This window comes from Streptomyces sioyaensis (assembly GCF_004122735.1).
GTDB classification, from domain to species: Bacteria; Actinomycetota; Actinomycetes; order Streptomycetales; family Streptomycetaceae; genus Streptomyces; species Streptomyces sioyaensis.
Genome location: NZ_SDIF01000151.1, coordinates 1 through 12,671 on the forward strand (window position 1 = coordinate 1; position 12,671 = coordinate 12,671).

General features: G+C 71.1%; 11 protein-coding genes. 5 read left to right on the forward strand and 6 right to left on the reverse strand.

The genetic code is table 11. The annotated features are described in order from the left end of the window. Positions 1-99: 99 nt before the first annotated feature. The gene (gene putP / locus EST54_RS30475) at positions 100-1,626 is read right to left on the reverse strand and encodes a sodium/proline symporter PutP (RefSeq protein WP_129250934.1); all 1,527 of its coding nucleotides are present in this window, start codon (positions 1,624-1,626) and stop codon (positions 100-102) included. Between the two features lie 568 nt (positions 1,627-2,194). Here putP and EST54_RS30480 point away from each other — a divergent pair. After that, complete coding sequence (locus tag EST54_RS30480; protein WP_129250935.1) at positions 2,195-2,608, forward strand: Asp23/Gls24 family envelope stress response protein; 414 nt, start codon at positions 2,195-2,197, stop codon at positions 2,606-2,608. A 65-nt stretch (positions 2,609-2,673) separates the two neighbouring features. On the opposite strand, the gene EST54_RS30485 is transcribed toward EST54_RS30480, so the two are convergent. From EST54_RS30485 to EST54_RS30495, 3 genes are all read right to left on the reverse strand, one after another. Further along, on the reverse strand, positions 2,674-3,975 hold the full coding sequence (locus EST54_RS30485) for an NAD(P)/FAD-dependent oxidoreductase (protein ID WP_174857549.1): 1,302 nt from the start codon (positions 3,973-3,975) through the stop codon (positions 2,674-2,676). A gap of 419 nt (positions 3,976-4,394) precedes the next feature. Continuing rightward, complete coding sequence (locus EST54_RS30490) at positions 4,395-4,877, reverse strand: DUF5709 domain-containing protein (protein ID WP_129250937.1); 483 nt, start codon at positions 4,875-4,877, stop codon at positions 4,395-4,397. Between the two features lie 120 nt (positions 4,878-4,997). After that, positions 4,998-5,408 (reverse strand): DUF2795 domain-containing protein, encoded by a 411-nt coding sequence (locus EST54_RS30495; protein ID WP_392567428.1) that lies wholly within the window; start codon positions 5,406-5,408, stop codon positions 4,998-5,000. Positions 5,409-5,722: 314 nt separating this feature from the next. Between EST54_RS30495 and EST54_RS30500 the strand changes: the two genes are divergently transcribed. Continuing rightward, entirely contained in the window at positions 5,723-6,814 is a 1,092-nt protein-coding gene (locus EST54_RS30500; RefSeq protein WP_129250939.1) for a baeRF2 domain-containing protein, read from the forward strand. A 162-nt stretch (positions 6,815-6,976) separates the two neighbouring features. Then, positions 6,977-7,807 carry a hypothetical protein gene (locus EST54_RS30505; protein ID WP_129250940.1) on the forward strand — a complete coding sequence of 277 codons (831 nt, stop codon included), beginning with the start codon at positions 6,977-6,979 and terminating at the stop codon, positions 7,805-7,807. A gap of 179 nt (positions 7,808-7,986) precedes the next feature. Here EST54_RS30505 and uriT read toward each other — a convergent pair whose 3' ends face one another. Together uriT and uriH are read right to left on the reverse strand one after the other, a co-directional pair. Then, positions 7,987-9,426 carry a uridine transporter UriT gene (gene uriT / locus EST54_RS30510; RefSeq protein WP_129250941.1) on the reverse strand — a complete coding sequence of 480 codons (1,440 nt, stop codon included), beginning with the start codon at positions 9,424-9,426 and terminating at the stop codon, positions 7,987-7,989. Continuing rightward, positions 9,423-10,370 (reverse strand): uridine-preferring nucleoside hydrolase UriH, encoded by a 948-nt coding sequence (gene uriH / locus EST54_RS30515; protein ID WP_129250942.1) that lies wholly within the window; start codon positions 10,368-10,370, stop codon positions 9,423-9,425. The genes uriT and uriH overlap by 4 nt, the downstream gene beginning before the upstream one ends. 356 nt (positions 10,371-10,726) lie before the next feature. Here uriH and EST54_RS30520 point away from each other — a divergent pair, with 356 nt between their 5' ends. After that, positions 10,727-11,758, forward strand: a complete 1,032-nt coding sequence (locus EST54_RS30520) for a LacI family DNA-binding transcriptional regulator (protein WP_129250943.1) — start codon at positions 10,727-10,729, stop codon at positions 11,756-11,758. Positions 11,759-12,131: 373 nt separating this feature from the next. Further along, entirely contained in the window at positions 12,132-12,650 is a 519-nt protein-coding gene (locus EST54_RS30525; RefSeq protein WP_129250944.1) for a lytic polysaccharide monooxygenase auxiliary activity family 9 protein, read from the forward strand. The last annotated feature ends 21 nt before the right edge of the window (positions 12,651-12,671 follow it).

The window sequence follows — 12,671 nt, forward strand, 5'->3', positions numbered from 1 at the left end:
TCATCGCGGTCGTCCATTACGTCCGTGCCGCCCCCCGGGACGGCCGGCCCGGTCCGTCCGGTCAGCGAGAGTGGGGCCGGGGGCGGGTCGCCCGCGGGCTCAGCCGACCGGCACCGTCGTGGAGTTCTCCCGCTCCATGGATCCCGACCAGGTGCGTCGCGGCGGACGGCCGACGAACTTCCCGAAGAGCAGCGCCGCCACGGTGGCCGTGAGCACCCCGGGCACCATCTCGTAGATGCCCGACTGGAGCGGCCCGAGGAGCGGGTCGATCTGCTTCCACAGCACGACGGTGACCGCCCCGGTCACGATGCCCGCCATCGCCCCGGCCCGCGTCATCCGAGGCCAGTAGAGCGACAGCAGGATCACCGGGCCGAAGGCGGCGCCGAATCCCGCCCAGGCGTACGCGACGATGTCCAGTACGGCGCCGCCGCTCAGCGCGATGACGTAGGCGACCACGGCAACGGCCACCACGGTCGCGCGGGCCGTCAGGACCAGCGCGGCATCCGAGGCCTGCCGCTTGACGAACGCCCGGAAGAAGTCCTCGGTGAGAGCCATCGCCGAGACCAGCAGCTGGCTGTCCGCGGTGGACTTGATCGCGGCGAGTACGCCCACCAGCAGGATGCCCGCGACCCAGGGGTTGACCAGCTGGGCGCAGAGCGCGATGAAGACGGTCTCGGGATTGTCCAGCGGCTGGTCGAGCGCGGCGATCCCCACCAGACCCACGAGCGAGGCCCCGGTCAGGCAGACGACCACCCAGCCCACGCCGATCCGGCGGGCTCTGGGAATCTCGCGGGTGCTGCGGATGCTCATGAAGCGCACCAGGATGTGCGGCTGGCCGAAGTAGCCCAGCCCCCAGGCGAGCAGGGAGATCACTGCCACGGCGCCGAGCGAGTGACCGGACGTCCAACGGCTGCCGTCGAAACCGGCCTTGGCCCCCATGTCGAGGAGTGCGGCGCTCTTGTGGGTGAGCGCACCGTGCAGGGCACCGAACCCGCCCAGCAGTCCGATGCCGATCGCCGGGAGGGCCACCGCCGCGCCGAACATGACCGTGGCCTGCACCGAGTGCGTCAGACTCACCGCGCGGAAACCGCCCAGGACGGTGTAGACGACGATCACCACGGCGAAGACGGTGAGCGCGAACTCGAAGCCGCCGCCGAAGATCCCCTCGAACAACACGCCGCCGGCCAGGAGGCCGCTCGCCACATAGACGGTGAAGAACACGACGATGACGGTGGCCGAGAGCAGCCGCAGCATCCGGCTGCCGTCCTCGAACCGTTCCTCCAGATAGGCCGACAGCGTCTTGGCGTCCCCGGCCAACTCGGTGTAGGTCCGCAGCCGCGGCGCGACCAGCAGCCAGTTGAGATAGGTGCCGATGGCCAGACCGACGGCGATCCAGCTCGCGCCGATGCCGGCCGCGTACACGGCACCCGGCAGCCCCAGGAACAGCCAGCCGGACATGTCGCTGGCCCCCGCGGACAGCGCCGCCAACGTGGCACTCAGCCGGCGCCCGCCGAGCGCGAAATCGGAGAAGGTCAGGGTGTCCTGATACGTCCAGAAGCCCACGGCCACCATGGCGAGCAGGAATATCCCGAATGTGATCATGACCGGTACGATCAGGTGTGTCACCACTGCTCCCTCGTTACAGGCACTGCCATGTCGTGCACGGGCCCCCGTTGGGGGATCCCACGAGGAAGTCCCGGGGCGGGAAGGCTCCGGCGCGAGCAGACGATACGGACACACCAGCGGGAGCGGCACCCTTTTGGCAGATGTCCGTGGCAATCGCCGTTTCGCCGTCCCCGCAGGCCCGAGGCGGGAGCGGGGTTCAGGACCATACCGTGGACTGTCCGTCCGGAGCGCCAACACCCCGCAGTTGACGACGACTTGATATCTCCGGCCGTGCGAGGGGCGCGGTCCGGCAGGGCGCCTGGCCGACGGGGGACGGGGCGGTTTGCCAGGTGGGGCGGCCCGGCCCGGCGACGCGCGCGGGCGCAGCCGAGGTGGTCGTCGAGGCCTCTTGCCGGAACGGCACAGTGCCGAAACAACACAGTGCCGGAACGACACAGTGCCGAGCCGACGCCGCGCGGGCCCGCAGCGGTGTCGCCTTCCGGTTCGGGAGGCAGCGTCACCCGTCCGGTCATAGCGTGAAGACACGGGCCGAAACGTCCCCACGAAGGAGCACAAGGGGTGATGGGCAATGACCGAGTCAGTGGAGCGCCGGTCGCGGAACCCCGCGGAACTGGGGCGGACGACCATCGCCGACAGCGTGGTCGAGAAGATCGCCTACCTGGCGGCCGGTGAGGTGGCAGGGGTGCACGCCCTGGGCAGCGGGCTGTCGCGATCGGTGGGCGCCCTGCGCCAGCGCGTACCCGGGGGAGGCACGACCACCACGCACGGCGTCAAGGTCGAGGTGGGCGAGAAGCAGACGGCGGTCGATCTGGACGTCGTCGTCGAGTACGGCGAGGTCATCCCCGGGGTGGGCAAGGCCGTGCGCGAGAACGTGATCTCCGCGGTGGAGCGGATGACCGGCCTCGAAGTCGTGGAGGTCAACATCGCGGTCAGCGATGTGCGGCTCCCCGACGAGGAGGAAGCGCCGGAGCGGGTCCAGTAGCCGTCCGGAGTGTCATAGCCCCCGTAAGGGGACCCCGGTGAGGACGTCCCCCCACGGCGGTCCCCTCACGCCGTCGGGCCGCCCGGTACGCGGGCCACCTCGGGGGATTCGGTGTCCAGCGGCACCGACCAGGAGCTGACCAGACCCAGCTGGACGCCCTGCCGCGGCAGGACCGCGTCCAGCAGCCAGTCGGCGGCCACCCGCACGCGGTTGTCCGGCATCGCCATCAGGTGGTAGCCGCGGGTGACCAGGCCGGCGAGCGGTCCGGAGAGCGGGAAGTGCAGGGGGTTGGCCGCGGCCTGGAGCCCGCCCAGGTCGACCATGAACCCCAGGTCGTGGTGCCGATACGCGCGGGGCGCGCCCCGGCCGCAGGACGCCGCGACATTGCGCGCCGCGACCTTGCCCTGCCGCTGGGCGTGCTGGGCCGTCATCGGCGTCACTTCACCGGGCCGGGTCAGGTCCGGGACGGCCGCGGCGTCACCGCAGGCGAACACCCCTGGCCGGCCGGGCACGTTCAGGAATTCGTCGACGCACAGCCGTCCCTTGTCGGTGGGCAGCCCCAGGGAGTCGACCAGCGGGTCGGGCCGTACGCCGACACACCAGATCAGGGAACGGCTGGCGACGAACTCGCCGTCGTCGAGCAGCACTCCGTCCTGGGTCGCTTCCTTGACGGAGGTGCCGGTACGGACGTCGACGCCCTGGGCACGCAGGACCCGCTCGGCGGTGCGCGACAGCCGCTCGTCGAGCTCGGGCAGCAATCGGTCGGCGATGTCCAGCAGCAGCCAGCGGGGGCGGGGACCGTCTCGCAGTCCGGTGTTCTGCCGGGCCAGCGCATCGGTGAACCGCACGCCCTGGGCGGTGACTTCGGTGCCGGTGTATCCGGCGCCCACCACCACGAAGGTGGTCCTGGCGGACCGCTCCGCCGCGTCCTCGGTCGCACCGGCGAGCTCGATCTGCCGGGTGATGTGGTCGCGGAGGAAGAGCGCTTCGGGCATCCCGCGGAAGCCGTGGGCGTGCTCGGCGACGCCGGGTACGGGCAGCAGCTTGTTCACGCTGCCGACGGTCAGGACGAGCCGGTCGTACGGCAGCGAGCCCTTCCGCTCCTCGGGGTCGGTGTAGTGCACGTGACGGGCCTCGAAGTCCACGTCATGGGCCTCTCCGAGGACGAGCCGGACGCCCGGGAGGGTCCCGGTGAGCGACACCGAGATCCGGCGGGGTTCCAGGATTCCGGTCGCCACTTCCGGCAGAAGTGGCACGTACAGAAAGTAGTCGTTGGGGTTGAGGAGAACGATCTCGGCGGCTCCCTTGGCCTGCCGGGAGAGCGTGCGGGCACATTCGTAGCCGGCGAACCCGGCTCCGACGATCACGATCCGAGGACGACGTCGATTCACGTGGGCTCCTGCGGTCGAGGATGGTCGCACGGTGGACCGGGGCGGCCGTCGGGTCCGTGACGGGCCGGCGGCTCGCGCCTGCGCACCGGCGGGGTCGGTGCCCTTCCGGCTTTCCGGCCTGCGACCGGGTACACATGGACGCCCGCTGTTCTCATTCTGAGGGCACGGGTGCCCGGCCGGCTCGTTGAGGGAGGGCACCGAAACCGGGCGCTGTACGGTGTACGGGCGCCGAGCTACGGCATGGCGCTGCACGGGAGTGAGCGTGTGAGCGTACGCCGCGGGCCGTAAGCCTCGCGCGTCCTTGAATGCCGCGGGTTCTTGAGCCTCGCGGGCCGGAACAGCGGCAGATGTGCGTGCCAGACCCCGCGAGCCCGGCCTGATCCGAACGACAGACCCTAGCCCTCGCCGCCCCCGCCGTCCCCCGCATTGTCCCGGGTGATGTGTACCGCCGCCTCCTCCGCCGAGGCGGCCCCGCCGTCGATGCCCACGTCGCGGGCGGCGATGTCATTGCTGCCGCCGCGCCAGAATCCCTCGTCGGAACCCACGAGCCGGCCGGCCCGCTCCTCGCCGCATTCGAGATCGGTCGGTTCTCCCACCCCGCCCGGCAGATCACCGATCCCGTCGCCGTCGGGTGCGCAGACGTCCGGCACCTCCACCGCCAGGCGGTGGTCGAGCGTCTCGCGGTCGTGCAGCTCCCGTGCGGTGGTCCCGTCGTGATTCACCACGAAGGGCCGCTCCGGAGGCGAATAGCCGGTATCCAGCGTCGCATCGAGGTCCGGCTCGTCCAGGGCGTCTTCCATGTCGAGTTCGTTGGGGTTGTCCTGGGGATCGGACCTGGGCGGCTGATAGACCTCATCGCCCATCGTCTCGTCGGACATAACCGCCCTCCCTCTTCCCGTCCACTGGCCCGGCCGCGGGGTGCGGCAGGTGCCGATACACCAATTGTCCGCCTCCCGGCGCCAGGCGGCAGCGCCAGGAGGCACGGACCGGCCACGGCCTCAGGAGCGCCAGTGTTCCGTGGTGATCCCGACGGCCTCCGCGATGCTCTGCACATTGCCGAACCGCTCGTGTGCGGGCAGTCGCTCGGCCATCGTGACCAGCCGCTCCGGGGCATTGTTGCGCCGGAGGGTCTCGATGATCGCGTTCCGGTCGGCCGGATACAGGCTCCGCCCGAGGTGCCGGGCGAATTCGGAGCGCAGCCCGACGTCCTCCTCGGTCATCCCCCGCGGTGTGCCGCCCCGGAAGTCGCTTTCGGGGGACCACGCCGCCACCGGCTGGTCCTCGCCGGCCGGCTGGAGTTCATGCTCTTCCTCCAGCCACAGGGAGCGCTCCGCCGTCAATTGCCCCCGCAGTTGCCGCTTCATCACGTCGTCCCGGGCGGGGCCGGTCTTGTCGGTTCCGTGTTCCATGACCATGGGTGCCTCCGGCTCTACGGGTCGTACAGACCCGACGTGTTCCTCCCAGTTTCCCTGGTCCCCCAGCCCTAACAACCCGGCAGCGGCCGTTTCAACCATGCACACGGAAATGGTCGGAACGGGCACGGAACGTGATTGCGGAGGCATATGCCCGCAATGCATATGCCTTTCCGGAACGGGAATTCGTAGGACAGTCGGCTGCTTACCGGCGAATGCCGGCCGCGTACGGATGCGGGCCGCCCACCGACGACCACGCATTGCACGACAGGAGAATCCGCGGAATCCGAGGAAGCCAAGGAGGCAGTGCCATGCGAATCTCGCTCCTGCAACCGGTCATCGACCGGCCCGGCCCCTGGGCGTCCGTCTATGCCGATACCTCGCACGGTGCCGAGGACGCCGCAAAACAACAGGAGTTGACGGCAAGTGCCACCACGGCGCAGTTGTTTGCCCTCGGCGCGGACGAGGCCACCTGTGGTGCGGTGCACGAGGCCCTGCTCACCCGCCGGGGCGACCCCGGAGCGCATGCCGGGCGGGCGCTGTTCGCCGCCCACGGGGCCATCGTGCTCGACACGCCGCTTCCCGGCCCCCCTGCCGTCCCCTTCGCGGCATGGGGGCCGGTGCCCAGGGTGACGCCCTTGCTGGCGGCGATCGGCGACGACCCCGTCTGCCTCGTGGTCCGCCTGGACCGTACGGGAGCGGACTTCGCCGTGGTCGGCGAGCGGGGCGGCGGGGCCGGGCGGAGCGACGCCCGCGCCGCCGGGGAACGGTCCGAACGGCATCTGAGGACCGAGGCGGACCACACCCTGGAGCAGAACGCCGAGGAGATCGCCGACGCGGTACGCAAGGAGTTCGAGAGCAGTGGTGCCGAGGCCGTCGTCCTGGTCGGTGAGGCACCCGAACGCCGGCTGGTGCACGGCAAACTGCCCGAACCGCTGCGCGCCCTGACCTACGAGAGCGAACACGGCGGGCGGGCGCCGAGCGCCGAGAGCGACCTGGTGGAACGGGACATCGCCCAGGTCAGGGCCGCCCAGGAAAGCGACCACATCGCGCAGGTGGCGGACCGCTTCCGCGCGGGCGCCGGCGTCGGCGGCAAGCACGCGAAGCCGCACTCCGCGGCCGGCCTCCCCGAGCTGGTCGAGGCCGCCCGGGAACACCGGATCGACACCCTGCTGGTCAGTCCGCACGGCGCGGACAGCGCACGGCAGGTCTGGGTGGGCTCCGATGTCGACCAACTCGCCGTCCACGGAATGGAGTTGCCGAATCTGGGCGAGCTGCGTCCGGCTGCCGCACGGGCGGACGACGCCCTGGTGCGGTCGGCGGCCGCGCACGGCGCCGACATCGTGGTGATCCATGACCCCGAACGGGCACCGGCCGGCGGCCTCGGCGCCATCCTGCGCTGAACGGACGAGGCGCCGCGCCACCGTCATGCGGCCGCCCGCCGACCGGAACCGGTCGGCGGGCGGCCGTGTTGCGCGGCTTTGCTCTCTGGGGCGTGTTTTGAATGTGCTGGTCACAGCGGCGGTTCTCGCGGTCCGTCGGTCGTGCAGTCGTACCCTTCGGACATGAATTCCGAACTGTTCTTTGAGTGGGACGGCCGGCCGGATGCGGACGAGCACGTGATCGGAGAAATGTACGCGGCGGCCGGCGAGCCCCTCTACACGGCGGACGACGAGCCCGAGCCCGAGCCAACCGGCTGCCAGAGCCGGCCCCGTACCATCGGCGCGGTCGCGGCCCGCCGCGACGGGGCGCTGCTGGGCTGGGCATGGGTATACGAGGACCCGGACCACCAGCGGGTTGCGCGAGTGCAGGCAACGTACGTGCCACGCGCGGTCCGCCGTCTCAAAACCGGCTACTACGACCTGCTCCCGCCGACCGCCGAGGAGTTCGAGATGGTCACGGGCCTGTACCGCCGGGCCGCGGACGAGGCCCGCGCCGCCGGCTACCGCACCCTGCGGTGGGGCGGTCGGGACACCGGGCCCGACGGCCAGGCGGCGACCGCGCTGAACGCGCACGGACACGGCGAATGCGCCCGTGACTGGAGCACCGAGCCAGCCACATGGCAGCCCCCTGCTGGGCTGCCCGATGTGCAAGTCCACCAACTGCCCGCGCGCCTCACGCTGGCGGCGGCGGACGCAGAAGTCTCGGCCGTCATCGACGGGCACGCGGCCCACATCAATGCCGGGGAGTCGATCCGCCACGAGAACGCCGAGCCGCGCGCGCTCGCCGCGCTCATCGCGGAACTCGTCACACGCCTGCGGCGCGACCACCCCGAGGTCACCGAACTGACCATCTGGGAATTCGACGACGCCGCGGTACGCCAAGCACTGCCGCTGGCCGGACTGCGCATCACCGCACGCACCATGGACTACGAGCTTCCGCTCACCCCTTCATGACCTCGGCAACAAACCCGCCAATACACCACCCATGGCACGGAGGCGAGTGCGGCATCAACCGCCTCAAGTGCAACCGGGCTGGCACTGCCGGATTCGACGAACTCGCAGGCCGCTAAGAGGCCACACTGACCGTCGCGGCCATCAACGAGTGGCTGTGACCAGCACATTCAAAACACGCCCTAGCTCTGTGCCTCCGCCGCCACCGGCTTCGGGATCAGGAAGGACGTGGCGATGGCGGCGGCCAGGATGACCACGCCCGCGATCATGCCGGCGGTGTAGCCGCCGGACGACGCCGGATCCGTCGGCGTGGCCGCCGTCTTGACGGCGTAGAGGACCGCAAAGCTCAGCCCCGCGCCGAGGTTGAACGCGCCCGCGTTCAGGCCGGGCAGAAAGCCCGGGTTCTCGGCGGGGGAGAGGACGATGCCCAGCCCGTTGAGGACGATGTTCGCCACGCCCGCGTAGGCCACGCCCACCAGGATGGACGTCACCAGCAGCAGGAGCCGGGAGTGGCTGTGCATCGTGAGCAGCATCAGCACCACCGTCGCCACCGAACCGGCCAGGCCCAGCCGCAGCACCCGCCGGTAGCCGAAGGTGGCGGCGAGCCGGCCGGCCAGCGGGCCCATGGCGAGTCCGGCGAGCGCGTACGGGGACAGCGTCCACCAGGCGGACTGCTCGGCGCTCATCCCGAGGCCGGCCTGGGCGTCCTGGGCGAAGGCCGGGATCAGCCCGTTCATGACGGCGAAGACGCCGGTCATGGTCAGCACGGTGGTCAGCAGGGTCGCCCAGGTCGCGCGCTGCTTGAGGTGCCGGGTGGCGACCAGCGGATGGCCGCTGCGGTTCTCGGTCCGCCAGAAGAGGGCGAAGGCGGCCGCGGCGACCACGAGAAGGACGGCGATCAGCGGCCAGTTGGCGGCGGCGAGCTTGCCCGCTTCGTTGAGTGCGGTCAGCAGCGAGCCGACCGAGAGCACCAGCAGCGCGACACCGGGCCAGTCCATCCGGCCGGCGACGGGTGCCTTGGACTCGGGGGTGAGCGTGGCGACCAGGACGGTGGCCACGGCCGCGACCGCCGCCATCGCCCAGAAGACCGAGCCGAAGCCGTGCCGGTCGGCGAGGTAGCCGCCCGCGAGCGAGTCGACACCGGCGATACCGCCGTTGACCGCGGTGATCACGCCGAGCAGGGTGCCGTAGCGCTTGGGCTCCTGCACCTCCACCCGCAGCATGATCAGACACAGCGGGACGACCGGACCGCTGACGCCCTGGATGACGCGCCCGGCGAACAGCATCGGCACGCTGCTCGCCAGCGCCGCGACGACACATCCGACGACCATCAGGCCGAGCATTCCGGCCAGCACCCGGCGGCGGCCGAGGACATCGCCCAGCCGCGGGAGGAACAGCGAGAACAGCGCCGCCGAGGTGAAGAACGCCGTCTGGGTCAGGCCGATCTCCGCCGAGCTGGCGCCGAGCGAGTCCTCGATGTTCTTCAGCGCGGGGCTGAGCATGCTGGCATTGAGCTGGAAGGCGAAGCAGGCCGCGAGCAGCGCGGTGACCAGCACGCCGATGCGGACACCGGAGCCGCCGGCCGCCGCGCCGACGGGGCGCTGAGAGGTGGAAACGCTCATGCCTCGACGTCACCGATCCGCTCAAGTGCGTCCACGATGAGGTTCCAGAACCGCTCGTGGTCGAGCGTGACCGCGACCTGGGTGGTGCAGTCGGCCGGGGCGGGCGCACGGAAGTCCGTCACGGTCATCCCGACCGTCAGCGCGCCGCGCAGCTCGATGTCCACCGGGGCCTTGCGCACGGTCATCACGTCGGGGTCGATGACGTAGGCGACCGCGCACGGGTCGTGCACCGGCGGGTGGTCGAAGCCCTGGTTCTCGCGGTAGGCCTCGCGGAAGAAGTCCAGGAGTTCCCCGACGAACCGGGCCGGGCGGGTGCCGACCGCGGCGATCCTGGCATCGACCTCGGGGGTGGCCAGCGCCTGGTGGGTCAGGTCGAGCCCGACCATGGTGACCGGCCAGGACTCGTTGAAGACGATGTGTGCGGCCTCGGGGTCGATGATGATGTTGAACTCGGCGACCGCGCTCCAGTTGCCCTCGTGGTAGCCGCCGCCCATCAGCACGACCTCGCGGACCCGCTCGGCGATCCGCGGCTCCTTGCGCACGGCCAGCGCGATGTTGGTCAGGCCGGCGGTCGGGACGATGGTGATCTCACCGGGCTCGTGGGACATCACCGTGTCGATGATCAGGTCCACCGCGTGCCGGCGGTCCAGCTCGAAGGCCGGCTCGGGCAGGTCCGGGCCGTCCAGACCGGTCTCGCCGTGGATGTCCGGCGCCGTCTCGATGGCCCGCACCAGCGGACGCGGGCAGCCGGCGGCGAAGGGGACGCCGGTGATCCCGGCAATCCGCGCCACGGACAGGGCGTTGCGGGTCACCTTCTCCAGCGTCTGGTTCCCGACCACGGTCGTCACGGCGACCAGCTCGACCTCGGGATTGCCATGTGCCAGGAGCATGGCGATCGCATCGTCATGCCCCGGGTCGCAGTCGAGGATGATCTTTCTGGCCAACGGAAGAGCCCCTTTGCTCTGCTTGCTCGGCTGCGTGGAAAGGCAGCGCGGAGTGGTGGTGTGTGCGGGCCGACATGGGCTCCGGCGCACAGCGCGTCCGGCGGTCACCCCATGGCGAGCCCCGGCGGGGAGTCAGCCGGCGAGCGAGCAGCATGGGAAAACGTTCTCCGGAAACTTGGCCCATGGACGTGCCGGTTGTCAACGGTTCAATCTCTGGCCAACCGCACGTTTTCGGGACGAAAGGACGGCGGGATGACCAGGAGATCCCGCTCTCATGGGACAACGATTGCCAGGAGTTCAAGGGGGCGTATGCTCCCTCCGGTTCGGGCGGGCCGGACGAAGGGAGCCGGGAGACGGTGGCCGAAGTCACGTTGAGGGATGTCGCGCTGGCCTCGGGCTGCTCCGTCGCCACGGTCTCCCGCGTCCTGGCCGGCACCCGCCCGGTCGGCGCCGAGACCGTACGCACCGTCCGCGCGGCGGCCGAGCGCCTGGGCTACCGGCCCAACCACGTGGCCCGCGCCCTGCGCAGCCGCACCACCGGCACCGTCGGGCTGGTCCTGCCGCAGATCACCAACCCGTTCTTCCCCTCCCTGGTCCGGGAGCTGGAACATGCCCTGCACGCCGAGGGCCGGGCCGTGCTCCTCGCCGACTGCGACGACGACCCGGTCACCGAGGCGGCCCGGATCGGCGCGTTCCTCGGCCGGCAGGTCGACGCCCTGCTCCTGATACCCGTCGACGAGCGGCGCAGCCGGGAGGCGGTGGCGGCCGCGGCCGCCCAGGTGCCCCTCGTCCTGCTCGACCGCGGATGCGGCCCCGGCGTCGCCGACTCGGTCGCCGTCGACAACGCGGCCGGCATGGCGCTGGTACTCGATCACCTGGCGGCCACCGGCCGCCGCCGCCCCTGCTTCGTGGGGGCGGCCGGGACCGCGTCGGCGGCGGTCGAGCGGCGCGCGGCCTACGAGGCGGGAGCCGCGGCCCTGGACCCCACCGCCCCCGGGCGGGTCGAGCTCGGCGACTTCTCGGTGGCGTGGGGCCGAGCCGCCGCCGACCGCGTCTGGCCGTCCCGGCCGGACGCCGTGATCTGCGCCAACGACCTGATCGCGGCCGGTGCGCTGCAGCGCCTGCGGCAGCTGGGCGCGGACGTGCCGGGGGAGGTCGCCGTCACCGGCTTCGACGACATCCCGCTCGCGGGCCTCGCCGACCCGGCGCTGACCACCGTCCGCCAGCCGGTCGGCGAACTCGCCGCCGAGGCCGCCCGCCTGCTGAGCCGACGCCCGGCCGCCGCGGACCCGGCATCGCGGCACACGGTCCGGCTCGCACCGCAGCTGGTCGTACGGGGCTCCAGCGTGCCGGTCGATGCCGCCGCCGATGCCACCGCCGGGGGCTGACCGGGCTGACCGGGGGGCGGCGGGGCGCGCGCCCGAAGAGAGAATTGACTGACGCCCCATCAAAATAGCTATAGGGGAAGCCTGTTGGCCTTCTGCCCCCCTGCACGTCCGCTACATCGCGGCGCACCCTCTTGACCATACTCGGTCAGGCAGTAAAGTCTAGACCAATTGGTTACACCCTCGCGTCATCCACCCCCCTCAACGAGGCCTCCCCGAGCGGACATTCGGCACTCGGCACTCGGACTCGGCACCCGGCGTTCGGTACCCGCCATCCGCCATCCGCCATCCGTCATTCGCTATCCGTCGTGCGACGCCGTCGGCGGCGTCGGTCCGCAGCTCTCGCGTGGGCGGCCTCCCTCGCGAAAGGGTTGACATGCACAAGAAAAGAAGGCTGGCCCTCGCCATCGGTGCGGGCATCGCCCCGTTGCTCGTCGTCACCATGCCGGTCAGCCCGGCGAGCGCGCACGGATATGTGTCCTCGCCGCCGAGCCGGCAGTCGCAGTGCGCGGCGGGCACCATCGAGTGCGGTGCGATCAAGTGGGAGCCGCAGAGCGTCGAAGGCCCCAAGGGGCTGACCAGTTGTAGCGGCGGCAACAGCCGGTTCGCCGAACTCGACGACGACGCCAAGGGCTGGAAGGTCACCCCGATCGGCCGTTCACAGACCTTCAGCTGGCGGCTGACCGCCCGTCATGCCACCAGTACCTGGCAGTACTTCGCCGGAGGGAAGAAGGTCGCCGAGTTCAACGATGGTGGTGCGCGGCCGCCCGAGACGGTCTCGCACACCGTTGACTTCGGTGGCCTCACCGGGCGGCAGAAGATCCTCGCGGTCTGGAACATCGCCGACACCGCGAACGCCTTCTACGCCTGCATCGACGTCACCATCGGCGGCTGACCCCGCCGCCCCTCCCACCCC

Coding starts and splice junctions, on each gene's coding strand:
- EST54_RS30480 (WP_129250935.1), top strand. CDS start 2,195: ATGACCGAGTCAGTGGAGCGCCGGTCGCGGAACCCCGCGGAACTGGGG.
- EST54_RS30490 (WP_129250937.1), bottom strand. CDS start 4,877: ATGTCCGACGAGACGATGGGCGATGAGGTCTATCAGCCGCCCAGGTCC.
- EST54_RS30495 (WP_392567428.1), bottom strand. CDS start 5,408: ATGGAACACGGAACCGACAAGACCGGCCCCGCCCGGGACGACGTGATG.
- EST54_RS30500 (WP_129250939.1), top strand. CDS start 5,723: ATGCGAATCTCGCTCCTGCAACCGGTCATCGACCGGCCCGGCCCCTGG.
- EST54_RS30505 (WP_129250940.1), top strand. CDS start 6,977: ATGAATTCCGAACTGTTCTTTGAGTGGGACGGCCGGCCGGATGCGGAC.
- uriT (WP_129250941.1), bottom strand. CDS start 9,426: ATGAGCGTTTCCACCTCTCAGCGCCCCGTCGGCGCGGCGGCCGGCGGC.
- EST54_RS30525 (WP_129250944.1), top strand. CDS start 12,132: ATGCACAAGAAAAGAAGGCTGGCCCTCGCCATCGGTGCGGGCATCGCC.